Origin of the sequence: Variovorax sp. PDC80, from assembly GCF_900115375.1 — a bacterium.
Lineage (GTDB): Bacteria > Pseudomonadota > Gammaproteobacteria > Burkholderiales > Burkholderiaceae_C > Variovorax.
Genome location: NZ_FOWG01000003.1, coordinates 24,599 through 45,711, shown reverse-complemented (window position 1 = coordinate 45,711; position 21,113 = coordinate 24,599). Strand labels below are relative to the sequence as shown.

Sequence of the window (21,113 nt, the reverse complement as noted above, 5' to 3'; positions counted from 1 at the left end):
GCGCCCGCGACCCGGCCCCCGATGCGCGCGGCGCCCGCCGCGCGTAGCATGGCCGCCGTCAGGCAAACCTCCAGGAGACGACGCATGTTCCAACCTTCCCTCATGAGCGGCCAGCGCATCCTCGTGACCGGCGGCGGCACCGGGCTCGGCCGCGCGATGGCCGAGCGCTTCCTCGGCCTGGGCGCCGACATCGCGATCTGCGGCCGGCGCCAGTCGGTCTGCGAGGAGACCGCGGCCGAATGGCGCCAGCAGTTTCCCGAACGGCGCATCGACACCTTCGGCGTCGACATCCGCGTCGCCCAGAGCGTGGACGAGATGGTCGAGAGCCTCTGGCAGAGCGGCGGCCTCACCGGCCTGGTGAACAACGCGGCCGGCAACTTCGTCTCGCCGACCGAGAGCCTCTCGCCGCGCGCCTTCGACGCGATCGCGAACATCGTCTTCCACGGCAGCTTCTACGTCACGCAGGCCGTGGGCAAGCGCTGGGTGGCCGAGGCCAAGTCGGGCCAGTGGAAGGCCGGCGATGCCTTCCGCAGCGTGATGAGCATCATCGTGACCTGGGTCGACAACGGCAGCCCCTACGTGGTGCCCTCGGCGATGAGCAAGGCCGGCATCGAGGTGATGACCAAGTCGCTCGCGGTGGAGTGGGCGCGCTACGGCGTGCGGCTCAATGCCGTGGGCCCGGGCGAGATCCCGACCGAGGGCATGAGCAAGCGCCTGAACCCCGGCGAGGAGCCCGGCGCGCGCACCATCGCGATGAGCCCGATGGCGCGCACCGGCCGCATGAGCGAGCTGCAGAACATCGCGGCCTTCCTGATGTCGCCGGGCCAGTGCGACTGGCTCACGGGCCAGAGCATCATGATGGACGGCGCCAACGCGCTGGCCAACGGCGGCAACTTCTACGAGCTGCGCCAGTGGAGCGACGGCGACTGGCTGGCCGCGCGCGAGCGCATCGAGGCGCAGAACCAGAAGGACAAGACGCAGCGCTGAGCCGGCGCGCTACTTCCTCGGCGGCTTCGCCGCGTGCACGGTGACGTGCTTGTTCACGGGGCTCGACAGCACCAGCGAGGTGGTGACCGCGCCGTCGACCGCGAGCGCGTCCACCACGCGCTCGAGGTCGGCCGGCTCGGCGATCGCGCAGCGCACGATGAAGCAGTCCTCGCCGGTCACGCGGTCGGCGCTCAGCACCTCGGGCATCTGCTCGAACAGCTTCAGGTAGCGCGCGATGCCCGCATGCGTGGTGTCGATGCGGATGATGGCCTGCAGCCCCACGCCGAGCGCGCGCAGGTTGACGCGCGCGCCGTAGCCCTCGATCACGCCCGCGTCCTCGAGCTTGCGCACGCGCTCGCTCATGGCCGGCTGCGACAGGCCGATGCGCTTGCCCAGCGCCGCGAGGCTCTGGCGCGCGTCGGCCTGCAGGGCTTCGAGGATCAGGCGGTCTTTCTTGTCGATGTCCATGCGATGAGAAGAGGGGCACCGATGGTCCATCGGCCGGGAGCGTCGATTTTCGATGAATGCCCGTGGCCCGCGCGCGGGGACGCCGCTAAGGTCGTGGCTTCGTTCAAGACCCAAGGAGGAACCTTCGATGCAACTCGTCGGCATGCTCGACTCGCCCTATGTGCGCCGCACCGCCGTCTCGCTGCGGCTGCTGGGCATTCCCTTCGAACACCGCTCGCTCTCGGTGTTCCGCACCTTCGAGCAGTTCCGCGCGATCAACCCGGTGGTCAAGGCGCCGACGCTGGTGCTCGACGACGGCGCGGTGCTGATGGATTCGACCTTGATCGTCGAGCACGCGGAGTTCCTCGCCGGCCGCAGCCTGTGGCCGGCCGAGGCGGCGGCGCGGCTGCGCGCGCTGCGTCTCACGGGGCTCGCGCTCGCGGCTTGCGAGAAGACGGTGCAGATCGTCTACGAGCGCAACCTCCGGCCGGCCGAGAAGCTGCACCAGCCCTGGGTGGACCGGGTGCTGGGGCAATTGCTGGCGGCCTATGACGAACTCGAGCGCGAGGTGGCGGTGGCGCCATGGACCGTCGAAGAAGCGGCGCTGACGCAGGACGCCGTCTCGGCGGCCGTGGCCTGGTCGTTCACGCAACTGATGCTGCCCGAGCTGGTGGCGCCCGCGCGTTGCCCGGCACTGGCGGCCCATGCCGCGCGCGCCGAGGACCTGCCGGTGTTCGCGGCGCTGCCGCAGGTCTGATCAGGCCGCGATGTCGGCGCCGCGCTCGGCCAGCAGGCCGCGCAGCAGCGAGCGGTGGCAGCGCGACTCGTCCTCGCAGTAGCAGCCCACGGCCAGCGCGGTCTGGTGCGAGAGCGCCGCGAGCAGGTCGAGGCTGCGGCTCGCGTCGGCCTCGGCCATCTCGGCCTTGTACTTGCGCATGAACACATTCCACTCGGCCGGCGTCTGCGCGGCCTGGCCCAGCTTCATGGTCTCGGTCGAGGGCGCGAGGTTCGGGTACCAGACGTCGTACCAGTCCTGCGACGCGAATTCGCTCTTGGGCACGCCGCGCGGCGGGCGCCGCACGGTGCCCACGCGCAGGCCTTCGCCGGGGCTGCGCGGCGTGCCGAGTCGAACGATGCGGATGCTCATGGGGGTCTCCTCTAGGTACCGACGATGCCGCCGTCGCGCCGCCGGATCACCAACGTGGCCGAGCGCGGCCGCGCGCTGCCCGGTGCGGTGCCGTCGGGCCAGGCGCTGTTGTGGGTGGCGCTGCCGTCGTCGCGCGACTCGCCCGGATGCTGGACGTTGACGAACAGCGCGCGGCGGTCGGGCGCGACCACGCAGCCCGTGATCTCGCAGCCGCTGGGTCCGGTCAGGAAGCGCTTGATGCGGCCCGTGGCCGGGTCGGCCACCAGCATCTGGTTGTTGCCCAGGGCGGTGTAGGGCGGCTTGCCGATCAACTGGCCGCTCATGTCGGTCTGGATCCACAGCAGGCCACCGCTGTCGAAGTGCAGGCCGTCGGGGCTGCCGAACAGGTCGGCATCGGCGCTCGGGTAGCGCGCGCCGCTGCCGGGCTGCGCGGTGTCGCCCGCGAGCACGAAATGCTCCCAGGCGAAGCCCGGGCTCGCCGCGTCGCCGTCGTCCTCGCGCCAGCGCAGGATGCCGCCGAACAGGTTGTCTGCGCGCGGGTTCGCGGCATCGGGGCCGGGCTTGCCGAGGTCGCCGCGCTGGCTGTTGTTGGTGAGCGTGACGTAGACCTCGCCGCCGGGGCTGATCGCGATCCACTCGGGGCGGTCCATCTTCGTGCCACCCACCGCGTCGGCCGCGAGCCGCGCATGGACCAGCACCTCGGCCTGGTCGGCGAAGCCGGCCGCGGCGTCGAGCCCGTGGCGGCCGTGCACCAGCTCGATCCAGCGGCCGCGGCCGTCGGCGTCGAAGCGCGCGACGTACAGCGTGCCTTCGTCGAGCAGCCGCGCATTGGCCGCCGCGCGCGAGCCCTCGCCGGCGGGCGCGATGCGGTCGGTGCTCAGGTACTTGTAGATGTATTCGAAGCGCGCGTCGTCGCCCATGTAGACCGCCACGCGGCCGTCCCTGGTCACGGTGCAGGTCGCGCTCTCCTGGCGCTTGCGGCCCAGCGCGGTGCGCTTGACGGGCTTCGCGGCGGGATCGAAGGGGTCGATCTCGACCACCCAGCCGAAGCGGTGCGGCTCGTTGGGATGGCGGCTCAGGTCGAAGCGTTCGTCGAAGCGCCAGTACTCGACCCATTGCGAGCCCGCCACCGTGCCGTAGCGGCGCTGCGCGGGCGTAGCCTCCTTGGCCGCCTCCTTCGGGCCGCCGAAGTAGCCGTGGAAGTTCTCCTCGCAGGTGAGGTAGGTGCCCCAGGGCGTGACGCCCATCGCGCAGTTGGCGAAGGTGCCGAGCACCTCGGTGCCGGCAGGATCGAGCGCGGTGCGCAGGCGCGGCGAACCCGCGGCCGGGCCGGCGATGCGCATCGGCGTGTTGCCATGCACGCGGCGGGCATAGGGCGAGGGCAGTACCTGGCGCCAGCCGCCCTCGGGCGTGCGCGCGATCTCGATCACCGACACGCCCATCGCATGCAGCGACTTGCGCACCTTCTGCGCATTCCATTCCTTCGCGCCATCGGCATGCAGCAACTGTTCGTCGGTGTACTCGTGGTTCATCACGAGCAGCGCGCGCCCGGGCGTGGCGAGGGGAAAGAAATGCATGCCGTCGTGGTGCATGCCGGCCTGCAGCGCCTGGTCGGCCGCGCTGTTGCCGCCGTCGGGCGCGAAGGCGGGCATCGGCTGGCCCGCGATGCCGGTGGGCGTGCCCCAGGGGTAGAGCAGCTGCCATTCGTACTCGGGCGGCACCACGACCGCGTCGCGCAGCGAGGCCGGCACGGCCGTGAAGCCCAGAGCTTCGCCAGCCTCACCGGACACCGTGGGCTCGGTGGCCCCGGCAGGATGCTGGGCCAGCAGCGCCACCACGGCGGCGGTGCCCGATTGCAGGAAGCGGCGGCGGTCGAGGGACATGGACGGCGGTGCGGGTGTTGGGTCGGCGACAGCCGCCATCATCGCCGAGCACCGCGGCGCGCGATACTTTGCCAACGACCCCAGGAGACACACCGCATGACCGAACGCATCGAAACGATCCGCCACCCCGACGGCGTGGTGGAACTGCAGCTGGACCGCGCCGACAAGATGAACGCGCTCGATCCCGCGATGTTCGATGCGCTGATCGCCGCCGGCGAAGCGCTGCGCGCGGACGCCACGGTGCGCGCGGTGGTGATCGCCGGGCGCGGCAAGGCCTTCTGCGCGGGGCTGGACATGGCCTCGTTCCAGCGCATGGAGCAGGGCGCGGCCGGCGAGGTGCTGGGCCAGTCGGCCGGCGGCGCCGGGCTGGTGGCACGCACGCACGGCCTGGCCAATGCCGCGCAGCAGGTCGCGATGGTGTGGCGCGAGGTGCCGGTGCCGGTGATCGCCGCGGTGCACGGCGTGGCCTTCGGCGGCGGCCTGCAGGTGGCGCTGGGCGCGGACATCCGCATCGTCGCGCCCGACACCAGGCTGTCGGTGATGGAGATCAAGTGGGGCCTGGTGCCCGACATGGGCGGCATGGTGCTGATGCGCGAGCTGGCGCGCAGCGACGTGGTGCGCGAGCTGACCTACACCGGCCGCGTGTTCTCGGGCGAGGAGGCGCTGCAGCTCGGTTTCGCCACGCGCCTTTCGGCCGATCCGCTGGCCGAGGCGCTCGCGATGGCGCACGAGATCGCTGGCAAGAGCCCCGATGCGATCCGCGCCGGCAAGCGGCTGCTCAATGCCTCGCTGGCACACAGCGCGGCCGAGCTCTTGATCGCCGAGTCGGTGGAGCAGCAGGCGCTGATCGGCAGCCCGAACCAGGTCGAGGCCGTGCGCGCCAACATCGAGCGGCGCGCGCCGCGTTTCACCGCGCCCGACTGAGCGGCGCCGGGCCCAGGCGCCGACAGCGCACGTCCGCTTCGCGCGGCGCGCGGCCCCGCACGCCCGCGGCTGCCGTCGAGCCCTTCCGCGCGCACAGCAGCATCGCCATTGCAGGTACGTGACGAGGCCGCACCGTGGCGGCGCGGTCGCGCCGGCGCGTCCCGGCGCGTGATGACAAGGTCATGAAACGTGCATGCGTCACATCTTTACGAATGAATTAAGTAACAAATGGACGCCTTTGCGACACAAAGATTTACGAACATGTAAAATGTAAGTATTCGTTTTGCATGCGACGGGGCTGTTTGGGACGGTTTGTGTGCAGAAGGTCACGGCTGGATGCCGTGAACTCTGCCGTCATGGGAAATCCTTCGCATCACACTTATCAATTATTAAGAAGCCTTGCCACGGCAGCGATCCTGCATGTCGACGACCACGTTTTTCTGCAACCTCAACGTCCCCATCCTGGTGGGCGAGGATCGCTACAAGTACGTCCCGATCGTGGGGGTGTTCCGCACCATCGCGATGGACGACGTCGATGCCTGGGTGATGCATGCCGACGGGCGTCCGCGCAGCGATCGCGAGCTCGCGGCCGAGGTGCTGGTCGAGATTCGCAAGCCGCTGGGCGCCACCGGCCGCACCGCGCCGCATGCCTTCGACGTGGCCGACATCCTGCAGCTCGACCGCGCGGCCGCGATCGTGGTGTCGACCTACCTGGCCGCGCTGCCGCGCGTCTGAGCGGCCGTCTTCCTCTTCTTCTTCTTCAGCGCTTCCCGCGCGCGTCCACCGGCCAGATGGCGACCAGCGTGTCGTCCTCGACCACGTGGTAGACGTCGTGCAGGTTCACCGTCGGGTCGCAGTGCGGCGTCACGAACTCGACACGCGCGCCCAGCGCCGGGCGCTCGTCGGCCGGCACCAGCAGCTTGCCGTGCTCGTCGCCGAAGAAGGCATAGCGGCTGCCCGTGCCGGCGCCGCGCGCCACCAGCGGCACGCCGCTGTCGGTGGCGAAGCACTTGCTGCCGCCGTCCACCGTCACCCAGTCGGCCGCCTGCGTGCTGACCACCGCGGTCTGCACGAACAGCGAGACCTCGAACTCCTGGCCGGGCGCATTGCCGGCCAGCACCTGCGCGTACTCGGCGTCCATGAACACGTACGAGCCGGCCTGCAGCTCGGTGAAGCCGTCGCCCTGCGCATCGAGGTCGTGGGTGCCGGTGCCGGCGCCGGTCACGATCTCGAAGCGGATGCCCTGGCGCCCGGCCGCGGCCACGATCCGTGCCACCGTTTTGCGCAGGCCCGCGGCCGAGGCGCTGCGGTGTTCGCGCTCCACGATGTGCTGCAGGTTGCCCGCATAGGCCTGGAGTCCGCGCAGCCGCAGCCGCGGTTCGGCCGCGATCGTCTCCGCCAGCGCCAGCACCTGGGCCTCGGTGGCGGCGCCTGTGCGGTTGTAGCCCGCGCCGTAGTCGACCAGCACGTCGAGCGGATGGGGCAGGGCGGCGGCCGCGCGCGCGAGCTCGGCGGCATTGCGCGGATCGTCGATCACCACCATCAGCCCGCCGGGGCCGGCCTGGCGCGCGAGCTTGAGCACGCGCGCGATCTTGCTCGGCGTGACCGCGGGCGAGGTCAGCAGCACGCCCGGGATGCCGCCCGCGACCATCACTTCGGCCTCGCCCACCGTCACGCAGCTCACGCCGATGGCGCCGGCCGCGACCTGCATGCGCGCGATCGCCACCGACTTGTGCGTCTTCACGTGCGGCCGCAGGCCCACGCCGCGCGAGCGCGCGAAGGCGGCCATGCGCTCGATGTTGCGCGTCATCGCGCTCAGGTCGATCAGCAGCGCCGGAGTGTCGAGCTGCTGGCGGCCGCCGGGCACGCCGATCAGCGGCGCATTGACGGGGGAGTGGGTTTCGAGGGACACGGGATGTCTCTTTCTGTGGAGGGTCGATGTGCCGCGCCGGAACACGCGGGCGAATGCCTTGTGAAATGATCGCATCGAAATGAGCGCGCCTTCCATCGTCCCCACCGATCCCCCAGCCTTCGACGGGCGCGCGCCATGAAGGCGCTCGACATCGAGGCCGTGCAGGCCTTCGTGCTGGTGGCCGACCTGCGCAGCTTCACGCGCGCGGCCGAGGCGCTCGACGGCACCCAGTCGGCCGTGAGCCTGCGCATCAAGCGGCTCGAGGACGGCCTGGGCCGCCGGCTGCTCGAGCGCACGCCGCGCCGCGTGCGGCTGTCGGCCGAGGGCGATGCCTTCCTGCCCTTTGCACGCAACCTGCTGGCCGCGCACAGCGGCGCGCTCGATGCCTTCGCGGCGCCGCGCCGCAGGCTGGTGGTGGGCCTGAGCCACCACATCGTCGGCGCCGAGCTGCCGCTGCTGCTGCGCCGCGTGAAGCAGGCCGAGCCCGGCGTGGTGATGGAGGTGCGCATCTCCACCTCGCGCGAACTGCTCGAGGCCTTCGACCGCGGCACGCTCGATGCCGTGCTGGTGCTGCGCCACGACAGCCGCCGGCTCGACGGCGAGGTGCTGTTCGAGGAGCCCTTCGGCTGGATGGCCGCGCCCGACTTCGTGTACCGCTCGGGCGAGCCGCTGCCGCTGGCGACGCAGGCCGAGCCCTGCAGCGTGCGGCAGATGGCCATCACGGCGCTGGCGCAGGGCGGCGTGCCCTGGTCCGAGGTGTTCGTGGGCGGCGGCATCCTCACGGTGGGCGCGGCCGTCTCGGCCGGACTCGCGGTGGCCGCGCTCGGGCGCCGCGTGGCGCCGGCCGGCACGATCGAGGTCGGCCCGGTGCTGGGCCTGCCGCCGCTGCCCGCGCGCGACGTGGTGCTGCACGCGGGCGTGTCCGATGTGCGGGCGCGGCGCGCCCTGAAGTCGCTGTCGGACGCGATGCGCGCGACGGCCGGCGGCCTCACGCGCTGAGCGCGCGCAGGGCGATGGCCGCCACGGCGGTGGCCATCGCCAGCACGGCGGCGCTCGAGAGCACGGCCAGCAGATGGCCCGCGAGCAGGTCGAAGGCGGTGCTCATGGCAGCGTCTCCAGGCCCGGCTTCGCGAGGTGCAGCACTTCGTAGATCGCATCGCCATCGCCCACATCGGGCGCCTCGGGCGCGTCCGTCAGCAGCGTGAAGCGCACGATCCGCCAGGCGGTGAGGTCGAGCGCGCTCCAGGTCGCGACCACGCCTGTCTCTGGCTCGCGGGCCTGCGCGGCGAACACCGCCGCGCGATCGGCATCGGCATCGAGCGCGTGCTCGCTGCGCCGCAGCCAGGCCGCGCGTTCGGTGCGCGCCGCGCCGGCGCGCGCATCGAGCGGCAGCCAGCTCTCCACGCGCGGCCGGCCGAAGCTGTCGATCACGTTCTGGAAGCGCTCGCCCATCAGGAACGAAGCCGCTGCCGCCGGCTCGCGCCACAGGTAGACCGAGGCGTAGAGGTGGCCGACGGCACGGTGCCGGCCGCGTTCCTGCGCGACGAAGGCCTTGAACACCAGGCCTTCGGTGTGGTCCCACAGCGGACCGCGCTGCGCCGCGCGGCGGCGGATGGCTTCCATGTCGTGCCCGGCCGGCAGCCGGTGCGAGTACTGCATCGCGAACATCGTGTCGCTCCTTGCATGCTTTGTTGAAGATGCAGCGAGCTTGCGATGCCGGGCGCGCCGGTTGAAGAGGCCGCGCGATATAGCTGTGATGTGGCGGCGCAATCGCCGCGTCGTTGCCGCGTAGTCAGGCGCGGCGCTTCGCCGCCTTCGGCGCCTGCGCGCGCAGGCCCTCGACCAGCAGGCGTCCCGTGGTCTGCAGATGCTCCGTGATCAGCGCCTGCGCGGCCTGCACGTCCTTGCTGAGCACCGCGTCGACCAGCGCCTGGTGTTCGCCGCGCACGTCGCGCCGGTCGCCGCCCAGCGGCGCCGACAGCTGCCGATAGCGCTCGCTCTGCTGGTAGAGCATCAGGTGCATGCGCAGCAGCCAGCCGTTGGGGCAGCCGCTCACCAGCGCATGGTGGAACTCGGCATGGGCGGCGGTCCAGTCCTCGCTGAGCAAAGTCTGCGGCAGCTCGTGCTGCAGCTCGGCCAGCCGCGACAGCCGGTGGTGCGCCGACACCACGCGGCCTTCCCATTCGAGGCCGCCATGGCGGATCGCCTCGGCCAGGCAGAGCTTCTCGATCTCGATGCGCGCCTGCACCAGGTCCTCGAGCTCGGGCTCGGAGATGGGGCTGACCCGGAAACCGCGCGCGGGCTCCGACACCACCAGCGACTCGGCCTCGAGCATCGCCAGCCCCTCGCGCACCGCGCCCGCGCTCACGTCGAGCTCCTCGGCCAGCGCGGCGATGTTGAGCTTGGCGTCGGGCAGCAGGCGGCCACCGACGATCGCGGCGCGCAGGTGGGTGAACACCAGCCGGGTCTGGCTCATGCCCTTGGTCTTCTCGTTCATCGCGTCCTTTCGCGCCGTGGCGTTGCTTCGGCCCAGATCATACTTGGCAGGCTTTTAAATCTATGATTCAATAAATAATATATTCTTCGAATAAGAAACCACGGATCCACCCGTCCACCGGAGACAAGCCGCCATGACCGCTTCCTCGCTTCGCACCGTCAAGAACCCGCCGCGCGCCGCGCTGCAGGCCGTGCATTCGCTCGACCGCTTCGTGTTCACCGTGCCCGACCTCGCCGAGGCCGAGCGCTTCTATGCCGCCTTCGGCCTGGCGCCGCGGCGCGATGGCGACCGGCTCGACCTCCACACCGTCGGCCATCCGCAGGCCTGGGGTTCGCTCTACGAAGCGCCGGGCCGTCCGAAGAAGCTGCAGTACCTGCGCTTCGGCTGCTTCGCGGAGGACTTCGACGCCATCGCCGCGCGCGCGCAGCAGCTGGGCCTGCCACGCTGCGAGGCCCATCCGCTGAGCGCGGGGCAGGGCGGCGAGGCCGGTCTCTGGCTGCTGCATCCCGATGGCTTCCCGGTGCAGGTCGTGGTGGCCGCCAAGAGCTCGCCCGAGGCCGCGGGCGAACGGGTGCTCGCGCCGCGTCCGCCGCCGGGCGTGGGCGCGTCGCTCAACCGCGCGCGCATCCCGAAGGTGCACCCGCGCCGGCTCTCGCACGTGCTGCTGTTCAGCGCGAAGGTGCCCGAGGCGGTGCGCTTCTTCGAGGAGGCGCTGGGCCTGCGCGTCTCCGACCGTTCGGGCGACCTGATCGTGTTCATGCACGGCGTGCACGGCAGCGACCATCACCTCGTCGCGATGGCCAAGTCGGGCGGGCCCGGCCTGCACCACCTGAGCTGGGACGTGGCCGACATCGACGAGGTCGGCCGCGGCATGGAGCAGATGCTGGCCGCCGGCCATGTGCGCGGCTGGGGCGTGGGACGCCACGTGCTGGGCTCGAACTACTTCCACTACGTGCGCGACCCCTGGGGCAGCTACTCCGAGTATTCGTACGACATCGACTTCGTGCCCGGCGACTTCGACTGGCCCGCCGCCGACCATCCGCCCGAAGACTCCTTCTATGCCTGGGGACCGCGCGTGCCCGAGGACTTCGTCACCAACTTCGAGATCGAGCCCGCGCCGCCGGCCGCCGATCCCGCCGCCTGATCCTTTCGCGTTTCTCTTCCTCTTTCACCCACCACAAGGAACTCCCATGCGCCTCCTGGCCTTTCAAAGCAGCGGCAAGCCCGCCCTCGGTCTTCGTCTTGGCGACGAAGTCGTGAACCTCAGCGCCGAAGGCCTGCCCGCCACGCTCGACGAGCTGCTGCGCGCCGGCCCCGAGGGCCTGGCCGCCGCGCGCCGCGCCGGCGAGAGCGCGCGCAGCCGGCTGCCGCTGGCCGGCCTCGACTGGCTGCCGCCCGTGCAGTCGCCCGCCAAGGCGATCGCGGTCGGCCTCAACTACATCGACCATGCGGCCGAGAGCAAGTTCGACCCGCCGACCTACCCGGTGCTGTTCCACCGCTTCGCCTCCTCGTGGGTGGGCCACGGCAAGGCGCTCGAGCGCCCGCACGTCTCGACCCAGTTCGACTACGAGGGCGAGCTGGTCATCGTGATCGGCAAGGCCGGCCGCTACATCGCCAAGGACCAGGCGCTCGACCACGTGGCCGGCTACTCGGTGTTCAACGACGGCTCGATCCGCGACTACCAGTTCAAGTCGGCGCAATGGATGATGGGCAAGAACTTCGACCGCTCGGGCTCGTTCGGCCCCGAGTTCGTGACCGCCGACGAGCTGCCCGCGGGTGCCGCCGGCCTGAAGCTGCAGACCCGGCTCAACGGCCAGGTGCTGCAGGACGCCAACACGCGCGACATGATCTTCGACGTGGCGACGCTGGTGTCGGTGTGCTCCGAGCCCTTCGCGCTGCAGCCCGGCGACATCATCATCGCGGGCACGCCCTCGGGCGTGGGCCTGGCGCGCAAGCCGCAGGTCTTCATGAAGGCCGGCGACGTCTGCGAGGTCGAGATCGAGGGCGTGGGCCTGCTGTCGAACCCGGTGGTCGACGGCGCCTGAGCCGGGGTCCGGGCGCGCTACACCGAGCAGTAGCGCTCCTGGATCTCGCGGTCGGCCAGCAGCTCGGCCGCGCCCGCGTGGTGCGCGATGCAGCCCTGGTCGACGATGTAGGCGCGGTCCGCGATCGACAGCGCCAGCTCGACGTTCTGCTCCACCAGCAGCAGCGTCTTGCCGGCGCGCTTCCAGGCCGCGAACAGCGCGAACATCTCGTCCACCAGCACCGGCATGATCCCCTCGCTGGGCTCGTCGAGCATCACCAGCTTGGGGTGCGCCACCATCGCGCGCGCGATCGCCAGCATCTGCTGCTCGCCGCCCGACATCGTGACCGCCACCTGCGCGAGCCGCTCCTTGAGGCGCGGAAAGGTCTGCGCCACCTCGTCGATCAGTTCCTGCTCGCGCGCGCGCCGGCCCGAGGCCAGGATGCCCAGGCGCAGGTTCTCGAGCACCGTGAGCCCGGGCACGATGCGGCGTTCCTCGAACACGTAGGCCAGCCCCTGGTGGAAGCGCCGGTGCGGCGGCAGGCCCAGCAGCGACACGCCGTCGAACAGCACGCTGCCGCGCGTGCGGCCCATCAGGCCCATGATGCTGCGCATGATCGTGGTCTTGCCCGCGCCGTTGCGCCCGATCAGGCAGACGATCTCGCCCGCGTGCACCTCGAGGTCGATGCCCTGCAGGATGTGGCTGCGGCCGTACCAGGCCTCGAGCTTCTGCACCGCGAGCAGCGGCGGTTGCGTTGGGGTCATCGGTGTTGCCCTCCGTGGCCGAGGTAGACGCGCTGCACGTCCTCGTTGGCGCGGATCTCCGCGGGGCTGCCCTGGGCCAGCAGGCGGCCCTGGTGCAGCACCACGATGCGGTCGCTCACGCCCATGATCAGTTTCATCTTGTGCTCCACCAGCGCCACCGTGCGTTCGGCCACCAGCGCGAGGATCAGGTCCATCACCGAGCGCGTCTCCTCGGGGCTCATGCCGGCCGTGGGCTCGTCGAGCAACAGCAGCTTCGGGTCGCTCGCCAGCGCCACCGCGATCTCGAGCGCGCGCTGCTCGCCGTGCGAGAGCCGCTCGGCGCGAAAGCCGCGCTTGTCCTGCAGCTGCACCCGCTCGAGCAGCCGCTCGGCCTTCTCGATCCAGTCGCGGCGCGCGGCGCGCGGGCGCCAGCAGTCGAAGCCGCTGTCGAGCGCCTGCACCGCCACGCGCACATTCTCCAGCACCGTGAGGTCGGGGAACAGGTTGGTCACCTGGAACGACTTGGCGATCCCCAGGTGCGCGAAGCGGTGCTGGGCCAGCCCGGTGATGTCGCGGCCGTCGAAGCGGATCTCGCCCGCGCTCGGCGCGAAGGCGCCCGAGACCATGTTGAAGAAGGTCGACTTGCCCGCGCCGTTGGGACCGATGATCGCGGTGAGTTGCCCGCGCGGGAAGCTCACGCCGATGTCCTCGTTGGCGGTGAACTGGCCGAAGCGCTTGGTGAGGCCGCGCGTCTCGAGGATGGCGTCCCGATGCGTGGTCGTCATCGTTCCATCCTCGCGAGCAGCGTGCCCCAGATGCCCTTCGGGAAGAACAGCACCAGCGCGATGAAGATCACCCCGACGATCAGCTGCCAGCGCTCGGTCACGGCCGTCAGCGCATGCTCCATCGCGAGGAACACGCCGGCGCCCACGAAGGGCCCGAAGAAGGTGCCCATGCCGCCGAGCAGCGTGACCATCATCACCTGGCCCGAGGTGTGGTACGACAGGGTGTCGATGCCCACGGTGGCGAGGTTGATCGCCGTCAGCGCGCCGGCCAGCCCGCAGAACAGGCCCGAGATCACGAACGACAGCAGCTTGGCGCGCTCCACGTCGAAGCCCGAGGCGCGGGCGCGCTGCTCGTTCTCGCGCACCGCCTCGAGCACCGCGCCGAACGGCGACTGCAGGATGCGCGACAGCAGCCACACGGCCAGCGCCACGAAGCAGAGCATGAAGTAGTAGCGGTTCAGCGGCTGCAGCAGGTCGACCTGCCAGCCGCCGAGGCGCAGCGTGGGCACGTTCACGCCGCGCAGGCCGTTGTCCCCGCCGGTCAGCGAGGTCGCGTGGAAGGCCGCGAAGTACACGCACTGCGCGAGCGACAGCGTGACCATCGCGAAGTAGATGCCGCGCGTGCGGATCGCGAGCGCGCCGATGGCCAGCGCCACCAGCCCGCCGAGCGCGATGCCCGCCGCCACGGCCAGCGGCCAGGGCAGGCCGTGGCTGGCGATCAGGATGCCGCAGGCGTAGGCACCGCTGCCGTAGAAGGCCGCGTGGCCGAACGACAGCTTGCCGGTGTAGCCGAAGGTCAGGTTGTAGCCCGCGGCGAACAGGCCGAACAGCAGGATGTTGATCGCCATCGCGTGGAACGGAACGACCAGCGGGAACAGCGCGAGCACCGCGATGCTCAGCGGCACGCGGTGGCGCGTGGCCGCCTCGCGCAGCCGTCGCGCGCCCGGGGCCGCGGCGGCTTCGGCGCGCGGCGCGCGCAGCGGGGGCGGGGAGGAGGAAGTGGTGGTGGACATGGTCTGGAAAGCGTTGGAAGCGAAGGGCGCGCCTTCAGTCGCGCGCGCCGAACAGCCCGTTGGGCCGCAGGATCAGCACCGCGGCCATCAGCGCGAAGATGGCGAGTTCGGCGAGCTCGGGCTGGAACAGCGTGGTCATCGCCACCACCACGCCCACCAGCAGGCCGGCCACGATGGCGCCGACCAGCGAACCCATGCCGCCGATCACCGTGACCACGAAGGCCTCGATCAGCACCGAGCCGCCCATCTCGGGATTCACCCCGCGCAGCGGCGCCGCCAGCAGCCCGGCCAGGCCCGCGAGCGCGGTGCCGAGGCCGAAGATCAGGAGCCACACGCGGCCCACGTCGATGCCCAGCACCTTGAGCACCAGCGGGTCGCGCGCACCGGCGCGGATCACCAGGCCCAGGCGCGTCTTCTCGATGAACAGCCACAGCGCCAGCAGCAGTGCCGCGCACAGGCCGAGCAGGAACAGCCGGTAGAGCGGGAACACGCCGAAGCCCAGGTCGACCGCGCCGCGCAGCGCCTCGGGCGTGGCGAAGGCCTCGCCCTGCACGCCCCAGACCATGCGCACGCCGTCGACCAGCACGTAGGCCAGCCCGAAGGTCAGCAGCAGCGGGTAGTCCACGCCGCGGCCGTACAGCGGCCGGATCAGCCAGCGCTCGGCCACCAGCCCCAGCAGGCCGACCGCGAGCGGCACCAGCAGCAGGCACCACCAGAAGCTGCCGGTGAGGCCGTAGGCGTAGACCGCCACGTAGGCGCCCAGCATGTAGAAGGCGCCGTGCGCGAAGTTGACCACGCCCAGCAGCCCGAAGATGAGCGACAGGCCGACGGCCACCAGCACGTAGATGGCACCGAGCGCCAGGCCCACGAAGAGCTGCTGGAGCAGCAGGGAGACGGAGAGTTCCACGGCGAGGCTCTCAGGCGTGGCCCAGCTCGGCGCAGCTGCGCATGCGCGCCTCGTCGGGTGCCTCGGTGGCGACGATGCGGAAGATGTCGTCCTTGCCCTTGGCCTGCGCGGCGGGCTTCGACTCCACGATCAGCACCGACTGCACCGACTGGTGGTCGCAGGCGCGGTAATAGGTCGGCCCCTTGTAGGCGTCGCTCCTGAGGGCCTGCAGCGCCTCGGCCACGCGATCGCTGTCGGTGCTGTTGGCCTGCCTGGCCGCGGCCAGCAGGTTGCGCACGCCCGCATAGCCCAGGCCCGCGTAGTCGGTCGGCGCGGTGCCGCCGTTGGCCGCGCGAAACGCCGTGTTGAAGGCGCGCGCCGAGGGCGTGCTCTCCTCCATGCCCCAGTAGTAGCCGGTGCCGCCGATGATGTCGGCATACACCTCGTGGCCGTCGACCATCCGGCCCGAGTGCATCAAGAGCGGCGCGATGATCTTCGACTTCTGCTTGACGCCGAAGTCGCCGGCCTGGCGGAAGGCGATCGACTGGTCGCGGCCGAAGTTGCAGACCACCAGCACGTCGGGCTTGAGCGCGAGGATGCGCGGGAAGTAGCTCGAGAAGTCGGTCTGGCCCAGCGGATGGCGGATGTCGGCCAGCACCTCGATGCCGAAGGCCTTGCCGGCCGCGAGGAAGCCGCGCGACATCTCGTGGCCGTAGGCGTAGTCGGCCGTGAGGAACACCACGCGCTTGCCCATCTTCGGGAAGGCGTAGCGCGCCACCGCGCCCGCGGTCATGTGCGGGTTCAGGCACTCGTGGAAGGTGTCCTTGCTGAAGTCCTTGGCCTCGTTGATCGAATCGGATTGGCTCACCGAGTTGTAGATGATCTTGCGCTGCCTGGTGGCGTTGTTGACCGACAGCTGCACCGCCGCCGACACCGAGCCCACGATGAAGTGCGCGCGGTCCTTCTCGATCAGCTCGACCGTGCGCGTGACGGCCTCCTGCGGGTTGAGCTTGTCGTCGCGCACCAGCAGCTCGGCGCGCCGGCCGCCGGCCGCGTTGAATTCCTTGACCGCGAGTTCGGCGCCTTGCTGCACCGCGCGCGCCTCGGCCGCGAAGGGGCCGGTCAGCGGAATCGGCAGGCCGACGCGGAACGGTTCGTTCTGCGCCAGCGCGCGCAGCGGCAGCGCGGCGCCCGAGGCCAGCAGGGCGCCGCCGGCGGCCTGCAGCACGGTGCGCCGGCGCAGCGAGGGGGAGGGAAGGTCGAGGGGCGAGGTCATGGCGTGTCTCCTTGTCGTTCGGGTCAATGCAAGCGATGAAGGCGCGGGCCCGGGGGCGCCCGCGCGGCCGGGGATCAGATGCGTCCGAGGGCGCGCAGCACTTTCTCGGGGGTCACGGGCTGTTCCGACACGTGGGCGCCGAAGGGCCGCAGCGCGTCGTTGATCGCGTTGAGCACGGCGGCCGGCGCACCCGCCGTGCCGGCTTCGCCCGCGCCCTTGGCGCCGAGCTGCGAGGTGCGCGTGGGCGTCTCGATGTGGGCCACCTCGATGTCGGGCATCTCGAAGGCCATCGGCACCAGGTAGTCGGCCATGCTGCCGTTGCGCATCAGGCCGTGGTCATCGTAGAGGCATTCCTCGTAGAGCACGCCGCCGATGCCCTGCACCACGGCGCCGCGGATCTGCTCGTCGACCAGCATCGGGTTGAGCACGCGCCCGCAGTCCTCCACCACCCAGTGGCGCAGCAGCCGCACGAAGCCGGTGTCGACGTCGACCTCGACGTACGAGGCCTGCACGCCGTTGGTGAAGACGAAGGGATAGTCGCGTTGCGCATAGTGGCGCGTGACCACCAGCTCGGGCTGGAAGCCCGCGGGCAGCAGGTCGGGGCGGAAGTGCGCGAGCCGGCCGAGCTCGGCCAGGTCGGACAGCGTGTCGCCGGTGGCCAGGCAGCGCACCTCGCCGTGCGCGATCGTCAGGCCCTCGGCCGGCCGCTTGAGGTGCGCGGCCGCCAGCGCCAGGATGTGGCGGCGCAGGTCGCGGCTCGCGAGCAGCACGGCCTCGCCGCCGATGCCCGCGCCGCGCGAGGCCCAGGTGCCGCCGCCGTAGGGCGTGGCCGCGGTGTCGCCGGTCAGCACGCGCACCGAGGCCATCGGCAGGCCCAGCGTGTCGGCCACGATCTGCGCGAAGATGGTCTCGGTGCCCTGGCCCTGTTCGCCCACGCCGGTGGCGCAGTGCACCACGCCGGTGGGGTCGAGCCGCACGGTCGCGCCGTCCTGCGCCGCGATGCGCGCGCCGCCCACGCCGTAGAAGGCCGGGCCGGGATTGGTCAGCTCGATCAGCGCCGCCAGGCCGATGCCGCGGTGCACGCCGCGCTCGCGCAGCGCGGCCTGCTCGCGGCGCAGCGCGCCGTAGTCCATCAGCGTCTCGATGCGGTCCAGGCAGGCCTGGTGCGACAGCCCCTCGAGCAGGATGCCCGAGGCACCCTGGCGCGGATAGCTGCCGTCCTCCATCACGTTGCGGCGCCGCAGTTCGAGCGGGTCGATGCCCAGCTTCGCCGCGGCGAGATCGACCAGCCCCTCGGTCACGGTGCAGGCGATCGGATGGCCGACGCCGCGGTACTGGCTGGTCTGCACCTTGTTGAGGAAGGCGACATCGAGCGTGGCCTTGTAGTGCGCGTGCTTGTAGGGGCCACCCGTGATGTTGATGACCTGGTTGCCCTCGATCGCGCTGGTGCGCGGGAACATCGAGAACGGGCCGATGCCCGTGAGGTCGTCGATCTGGAACGCCAGCATGCGGCCGTCGCGCGCCAGCGCGAGCCGTGCCTTCACGCGGTGCTCGCGCGCATGCACGTCGGTGACGAAGGACTCGAGCCGGTCGGCGACGAACTTGACGGGCCGCCCCAGCAACACCGACAGCGCCACCGTCGCGAAGTCGTCGGCATAGGCATGCACCTTGATGCCGAAGGAACCGCCGACGTCGCGGCAGACCACGCGCACGTCGGCCTCCTGCAGGCCGAGCTGGCGCGCATAGAGGTCGGCCATCATGTGCGGCGCCTGGTGCGAGTGGTGCACCACGAGGCGCCGGCCGGTGGGCGTGAAGTCGGCCAGCACGGCGCGCGGTTCCAGCGTCACGCCGGTGTGGCGGCCGAAGCGGAACTCGTCCTCGACCACCACGTCGGCGCCCTCGAACACCGCCTCCACGCCGCCGGTGTCGATCTCGCGGTGGAAGCACAGGTTGCTGCCGAGCTCGGGATGGATCACCGGCGTGGCGGCATCGAGCGCGGTGTCCATGTGCACCGCCGCGGGCAGCGGCTCCCATTCGACCTGGACCGCGTCGAGCGCGTCCTCGGCCAGCGCGCGGGTGCGGCCGAGGATGGCGAGCACCGCCTCGCCCTGCCAGGTGGCGCGCTCGATCGCCAGCGCATGCTGCGGCGGCGAGCGCATGCCCGCCAGGTGCTTGAGCGTGCCGACCCAGGGCGCGCAGACCGCCGCGAGCTGGCGGCCGTCGACGATGGCCGCGATGCCCGGCATGCGGCGCGCCGCCTCGGCATCGATGCGCACGATGCGCGCATGCGCATGCGGGCTGCGCAGGTAGACCACGTGCAGCATGCGCGGCAGCTCGAGGTCGTCGACGTAGTTCGCGCGGCCCTGCGTGAGCCGCTGCATGTTGGGCCGCTCGACCGACTGTCCGATGTAGCGCTGCGCCTCGATCTCGCGCACCGGCGCGGGGAGGGTGAGGTCGTTCATGCCGCGCTCCCCGCGGCGCCGGTACAGCCGCCGCAGCGTGCCTGCCGTTCCTGCCCGGCCAGCGCGATCGCGTCGACGATCGCGTGGTAGCCCGTGCAGCGGCAGTAGTTGCCCGAGATCTGTTCGCGGATCGTTTCGCGGCTCGGGCAGGGCGTGCGTTCGAGCAGCGCATGCGCGGTCAGCAGCATGCCCGAGGTGCAGGCGCCGCACTGCGCGGCATTGCGCGCCGAGAAGCTGCGCTGCAGGTCGGCGAGCGTGCCGGCGTCGGACAGGCCCTCGATGGTCTCGATGTGCCGGCCGTCGGCCTGCACCGCGAGCACCAGGCAGCCGCGCGCGATCTCGCCGTCGATCAGCACCGTGCAGGCGCCGCACACGCCGTGCTCGCAGCCCACGCGCGTGCCCTTGAGGCCGAGCTCGTCGCGCAGCCAGTCGACCAGGTGCTGGCGCGGCTCCACGCGGCAGGCGTGCACCTCGCCGTTGACCTCGATGCGCACCGCGAGCTGGAGGTCGTGGGTGTCGGTGGTGTCCATCACTGGGCGGTCTCCGGTTGCAGCACGCGCTCGACCGCGCGCCGCAACAGCACGCCGGCCAGGTGGCGCTTGGCCGCGGCGCTGCTGTGCAGGTCGGCGTCGGGCTGCATGTCCTCGTCGAGGCTCAGCACGGCGGCCTCGAGCGTGCTTTCGTCGGCCTGGGTGCCGGCCAGCCGGGTCTCGGCGCCGAGCGCGCGCATCGGCGTGTTGCCCATGCCGAAGAAGGCGATGCGCAGGTCGGACAGCCGGCCCGCGTGCACGTCGGCGGCCAGCGCGATGCCCACGATGGCGTAGTCGCCATGGCGCCGCGCGAGTTCGGCGAAGGCGAAGCGGCGCGCCGGGCCCGGCAGCGGGAACTCGAGCGCCACCAGCACCTCGTGCGCGCGCAGGTCGGTCTGGTAGAGGTCGATGAAGAAGTCGCCGGCCATCACGCGGCGCTCGCGCTGGCCGTCGCTCACGATCAGCTCCGCATCGGCCGCGAGCGCGCAGGCCGGCCATTCGGCCGCGGGATCGGCGAAGGCGATCGAGCCGCCGAGCGTGCCGCGGTTGCGGATCGCCGCATGCGCCACGTGCGGCGCGGCCTGGGACAGCAGCGGCAGCCGCTGCGCGATCAGTTCCGAGCATTCGATGTCGACGTGCCGCACCAGCGCGCCGATGCGCAGGAAGTCGCCGCGCAGTTCGATGCCGCGCAGCTCGGGCAGGGCGGCGATGTCGATCAGCAGTTGCGGCTTCGACAGCCGCATGTTGAGCGTGGCCAGCAGGGTCTGGCCGCCGGCCAGCACGCGGGCCGCGTCGCCGTGCTCGCGCAGCAGGGCCGAGGTCTGGGCCAGGCTCTGCGCGCGCAGGTAGGAGAAGGCGGGGGCTTTCATCGCGGGCTTTCCTGGCTCAGAACGCGCGGCTCGCGAGCCAGCCGATGCCGCTGCCGATCGCGAGCCACAGCAGGCGCTGCAGTTCGCCGGACCAGGGGCCGAAGCCGGCCGATGCGGCGGCGGCGCGAGGTGCCATCAGTGCCGCCGGCGCGGAGGCGGTTTCGCGCCGTGCCTCGGGCCTGTCCGCCGCGGCTTCGAGCACCTGCGCCGCGGGCTTGGGCGCGAGCTGCTCGTTGAGCGCGAGAAAGAACTCGTCGGCCATCTTGCGTGCCGAGGCATTCACGAGCCGGCCGCCGATCTGCCCGAGCTTGCCGCCGACGGCCGCCTCGACCGTGTAGGTCAGCCGCGTGCCGTTGCCCTCGGTGGCGAGCGTGACACGCGATTCGCCCTTGGCCATGCCGGCCGCGCCGCCGCTGCCCTCGAAGGCGATGCGGCAGCTCTGCGGCTCGACCACGTCGAGCCGGCGGATGCGGCCGCTGAAATGCGCGCGCACCGGGCCGATCTTGGCGAGCAGCCGCGCCTCCATCTCGTTCTCACCGAGCCGGCGGATCTCCTCGCAGCCGGGTACGCAGCGCGCCAGCAGCTCGGGATCGTCGAGGGCGCGCCAGACCGTCTCGCGGCCCGCGGGAATCCACTGTTCGCCTTGCAGTTCCATCCGTCGTCTCTTTCTTCGGTGGCGCACCGGGAGCCGGTGCCGTTCGCATGGGGTGGAGTATTTAACGATTGGT

Annotated in this window: 22 protein-coding genes; 7 read left to right on the top strand and 15 right to left on the bottom strand. The window is 71.4% G+C overall.

All coding sequences use genetic code 11. The annotated features are described in order from the left end of the window. The first annotated feature begins 84 nt into the window (after positions 1–84). Entirely contained in the window at positions 85–987 is a 903-nt protein-coding gene (locus BM109_RS10000) for an SDR family oxidoreductase (protein WP_093342557.1), read from the top strand. A gap of 9 nt (positions 988–996) precedes the next feature. Here the strand turns inward: BM109_RS10000 and BM109_RS09995 are convergent, their stop codons facing one another. Then, entirely contained in the window at positions 997–1,455 is a 459-nt protein-coding gene (locus BM109_RS09995) for an Lrp/AsnC family transcriptional regulator (RefSeq protein WP_057594273.1), read from the bottom strand. Positions 1,456–1,582: 127 nt separating this feature from the next. Here BM109_RS09995 and BM109_RS09990 point away from each other — a divergent pair, with 127 nt between their 5' ends. After that, the gene (locus tag BM109_RS09990; RefSeq protein ID WP_093342556.1) at positions 1,583–2,191 is read left to right on the top strand and encodes a glutathione S-transferase; all 609 of its coding nucleotides are present in this window, start codon (positions 1,583–1,585) and stop codon (positions 2,189–2,191) included. Here BM109_RS09990 and BM109_RS09985 read toward each other — a convergent pair whose 3' ends face one another. After that, complete coding sequence (locus BM109_RS09985) at positions 2,192–2,581, bottom strand: DUF488 domain-containing protein (protein ID WP_093342554.1); 390 nt, start codon at positions 2,579–2,581, stop codon at positions 2,192–2,194. A gap of 11 nt (positions 2,582–2,592) precedes the next feature. Beyond that, on the bottom strand, positions 2,593–4,464 hold the full coding sequence (locus BM109_RS09980) for a PhoX family protein (protein WP_093342553.1): 1,872 nt from the start codon (positions 4,462–4,464) through the stop codon (positions 2,593–2,595). Between the two features lie 96 nt (positions 4,465–4,560). Between BM109_RS09980 and BM109_RS09975 the strand changes: the two genes are divergently transcribed. Then, complete coding sequence (locus tag BM109_RS09975) at positions 4,561–5,388, top strand: crotonase/enoyl-CoA hydratase family protein (RefSeq protein WP_093342551.1); 828 nt, start codon at positions 4,561–4,563, stop codon at positions 5,386–5,388. Positions 5,389–5,808: 420 nt separating this feature from the next. Next, the gene (locus BM109_RS09970; protein WP_093342549.1) at positions 5,809–6,123 is read left to right on the top strand and encodes a hypothetical protein; all 315 of its coding nucleotides are present in this window, start codon (positions 5,809–5,811) and stop codon (positions 6,121–6,123) included. Between the two features lie 25 nt (positions 6,124–6,148). On the opposite strand, the gene BM109_RS09965 is transcribed toward BM109_RS09970, so the two are convergent. Further along, entirely contained in the window at positions 6,149–7,300 is a 1,152-nt protein-coding gene (locus tag BM109_RS09965) for a DSD1 family PLP-dependent enzyme (protein WP_256222477.1), read from the bottom strand. Positions 7,301–7,435: 135 nt separating this feature from the next. Between BM109_RS09965 and BM109_RS09960 the strand changes: the two genes are divergently transcribed. Beyond that, positions 7,436–8,299 carry a LysR family transcriptional regulator gene (locus BM109_RS09960; protein WP_093342547.1) on the top strand — a complete coding sequence of 288 codons (864 nt, stop codon included), beginning with the start codon at positions 7,436–7,438 and terminating at the stop codon, positions 8,297–8,299. 102 nt (positions 8,300–8,401) lie between these two features. Here the strand turns inward: BM109_RS09960 and BM109_RS09955 are convergent, their stop codons facing one another. Together BM109_RS09955 and BM109_RS09950 are read right to left on the bottom strand one after the other, a co-directional pair. Then, complete coding sequence (locus BM109_RS09955; protein WP_093342545.1) at positions 8,402–8,968, bottom strand: DUF4865 family protein; 567 nt, start codon at positions 8,966–8,968, stop codon at positions 8,402–8,404. Positions 8,969–9,092: 124 nt separating this feature from the next. Then, positions 9,093–9,797 carry a GntR family transcriptional regulator gene (locus BM109_RS09950; RefSeq protein WP_093342544.1) on the bottom strand — a complete coding sequence of 235 codons (705 nt, stop codon included), beginning with the start codon at positions 9,795–9,797 and terminating at the stop codon, positions 9,093–9,095. A 133-nt stretch (positions 9,798–9,930) separates the two neighbouring features. Here BM109_RS09950 and BM109_RS09945 point away from each other — a divergent pair, with 133 nt between their 5' ends. Together BM109_RS09945 and BM109_RS09940 are read left to right on the top strand one after the other, a co-directional pair. Then, a complete protein-coding gene (locus BM109_RS09945; protein ID WP_093342542.1) occupies positions 9,931–10,941 on the top strand; it encodes a VOC family protein in 1,011 nt (336 codons plus the stop codon). 46 nt (positions 10,942–10,987) lie between these two features. Next, a complete protein-coding gene (locus BM109_RS09940) occupies positions 10,988–11,842 on the top strand; it encodes a fumarylacetoacetate hydrolase family protein (protein WP_057594263.1) in 855 nt (284 codons plus the stop codon). Between the two features lie 17 nt (positions 11,843–11,859). Here the strand turns inward: BM109_RS09940 and BM109_RS09935 are convergent, their stop codons facing one another. From BM109_RS09935 to BM109_RS09895, 9 genes are all read right to left on the bottom strand, one after another. Further along, positions 11,860–12,585 carry an ABC transporter ATP-binding protein gene (locus BM109_RS09935; protein WP_256222476.1) on the bottom strand — a complete coding sequence of 242 codons (726 nt, stop codon included), beginning with the start codon at positions 12,583–12,585 and terminating at the stop codon, positions 11,860–11,862. Next, on the bottom strand, positions 12,582–13,349 hold the full coding sequence (locus tag BM109_RS09930; RefSeq protein WP_093342541.1) for an ABC transporter ATP-binding protein: 768 nt from the start codon (positions 13,347–13,349) through the stop codon (positions 12,582–12,584). Before BM109_RS09930 ends, BM109_RS09935 begins: the two co-directional genes overlap by 4 nt. Then, positions 13,346–14,362, bottom strand: a complete 1,017-nt coding sequence (locus tag BM109_RS09925) for a branched-chain amino acid ABC transporter permease (protein ID WP_093342540.1) — start codon at positions 14,360–14,362, stop codon at positions 13,346–13,348. Before BM109_RS09925 ends, BM109_RS09930 begins: the two co-directional genes overlap by 4 nt. Before the next feature lie 34 nt (positions 14,363–14,396). Beyond that, positions 14,397–15,269, bottom strand: a complete 873-nt coding sequence (locus BM109_RS09920) for a branched-chain amino acid ABC transporter permease (RefSeq protein ID WP_057594262.1) — start codon at positions 15,267–15,269, stop codon at positions 14,397–14,399. 10 nt (positions 15,270–15,279) lie between these two features. Further along, entirely contained in the window at positions 15,280–16,524 is a 1,245-nt protein-coding gene (locus BM109_RS09915; RefSeq protein ID WP_093342538.1) for an ABC transporter substrate-binding protein, read from the bottom strand. A 74-nt stretch (positions 16,525–16,598) separates the two neighbouring features. Further along, positions 16,599–18,986: a xanthine dehydrogenase family protein molybdopterin-binding subunit gene (locus tag BM109_RS09910; RefSeq protein ID WP_093342537.1), complete on the bottom strand. Its 2,388-nt coding sequence runs from the start codon at positions 18,984–18,986 to the stop codon at positions 16,599–16,601. Further along, positions 18,983–19,516 carry a (2Fe-2S)-binding protein gene (locus tag BM109_RS09905; RefSeq protein WP_093342536.1) on the bottom strand — a complete coding sequence of 178 codons (534 nt, stop codon included), beginning with the start codon at positions 19,514–19,516 and terminating at the stop codon, positions 18,983–18,985. Before BM109_RS09905 ends, BM109_RS09910 begins: the two co-directional genes overlap by 4 nt. After that, a complete protein-coding gene (locus BM109_RS09900) occupies positions 19,516–20,385 on the bottom strand; it encodes an FAD binding domain-containing protein (RefSeq protein WP_093342535.1) in 870 nt (289 codons plus the stop codon). The genes BM109_RS09905 and BM109_RS09900 overlap by 1 nt, the downstream gene beginning before the upstream one ends. Before the next feature lie 16 nt (positions 20,386–20,401). Next, complete coding sequence (locus BM109_RS09895; RefSeq protein ID WP_093342534.1) at positions 20,402–21,040, bottom strand: SRPBCC family protein; 639 nt, start codon at positions 21,038–21,040, stop codon at positions 20,402–20,404. Positions 21,041–21,113: the final 73 nt, after the last annotated feature.

Coding starts and splice junctions, on each gene's coding strand:
- BM109_RS09900 (WP_093342535.1), bottom strand. CDS start 20,385: ATGAAAGCCCCCGCCTTCTCCTACCTGCGCGCGCAGAGCCTGGCCCAG.
- BM109_RS09985 (WP_093342554.1), bottom strand. CDS start 2,581: ATGAGCATCCGCATCGTTCGACTCGGCACGCCGCGCAGCCCCGGCGAA.
- BM109_RS09990 (WP_093342556.1), top strand. CDS start 1,583: ATGCAACTCGTCGGCATGCTCGACTCGCCCTATGTGCGCCGCACCGCC.
- BM109_RS09935 (WP_256222476.1), bottom strand. CDS start 12,585: ATGACCCCAACGCAACCGCCGCTGCTCGCGGTGCAGAAGCTCGAGGCC.
- BM109_RS09950 (WP_093342544.1), bottom strand. CDS start 9,797: ATGAACGAGAAGACCAAGGGCATGAGCCAGACCCGGCTGGTGTTCACC.
- BM109_RS09910 (WP_093342537.1), bottom strand. CDS start 18,986: ATGAACGACCTCACCCTCCCCGCGCCGGTGCGCGAGATCGAGGCGCAG.
- BM109_RS09945 (WP_093342542.1), top strand. CDS start 9,931: ATGACCGCTTCCTCGCTTCGCACCGTCAAGAACCCGCCGCGCGCCGCG.
- BM109_RS09955 (WP_093342545.1), bottom strand. CDS start 8,968: ATGTTCGCGATGCAGTACTCGCACCGGCTGCCGGCCGGGCACGACATG.
- BM109_RS09960 (WP_093342547.1), top strand. CDS start 7,436: ATGAAGGCGCTCGACATCGAGGCCGTGCAGGCCTTCGTGCTGGTGGCC.
- BM109_RS09915 (WP_093342538.1), bottom strand. CDS start 16,524: ATGACCTCGCCCCTCGACCTTCCCTCCCCCTCGCTGCGCCGGCGCACC.
- BM109_RS09975 (WP_093342551.1), top strand. CDS start 4,561: ATGACCGAACGCATCGAAACGATCCGCCACCCCGACGGCGTGGTGGAA.
- BM109_RS09930 (WP_093342541.1), bottom strand. CDS start 13,349: ATGACGACCACGCATCGGGACGCCATCCTCGAGACGCGCGGCCTCACC.
- BM109_RS09905 (WP_093342536.1), bottom strand. CDS start 19,516: ATGGACACCACCGACACCCACGACCTCCAGCTCGCGGTGCGCATCGAG.
- BM109_RS10000 (WP_093342557.1), top strand. CDS start 85: ATGTTCCAACCTTCCCTCATGAGCGGCCAGCGCATCCTCGTGACCGGC.
- BM109_RS09970 (WP_093342549.1), top strand. CDS start 5,809: ATGTCGACGACCACGTTTTTCTGCAACCTCAACGTCCCCATCCTGGTG.
- BM109_RS09925 (WP_093342540.1), bottom strand. CDS start 14,362: ATGTCCACCACCACTTCCTCCTCCCCGCCCCCGCTGCGCGCGCCGCGC.
- BM109_RS09940 (WP_057594263.1), top strand. CDS start 10,988: ATGCGCCTCCTGGCCTTTCAAAGCAGCGGCAAGCCCGCCCTCGGTCTT.
- BM109_RS09895 (WP_093342534.1), bottom strand. CDS start 21,040: ATGGAACTGCAAGGCGAACAGTGGATTCCCGCGGGCCGCGAGACGGTC.
- BM109_RS09980 (WP_093342553.1), bottom strand. CDS start 4,464: ATGTCCCTCGACCGCCGCCGCTTCCTGCAATCGGGCACCGCCGCCGTG.
- BM109_RS09995 (WP_057594273.1), bottom strand. CDS start 1,455: ATGGACATCGACAAGAAAGACCGCCTGATCCTCGAAGCCCTGCAGGCC.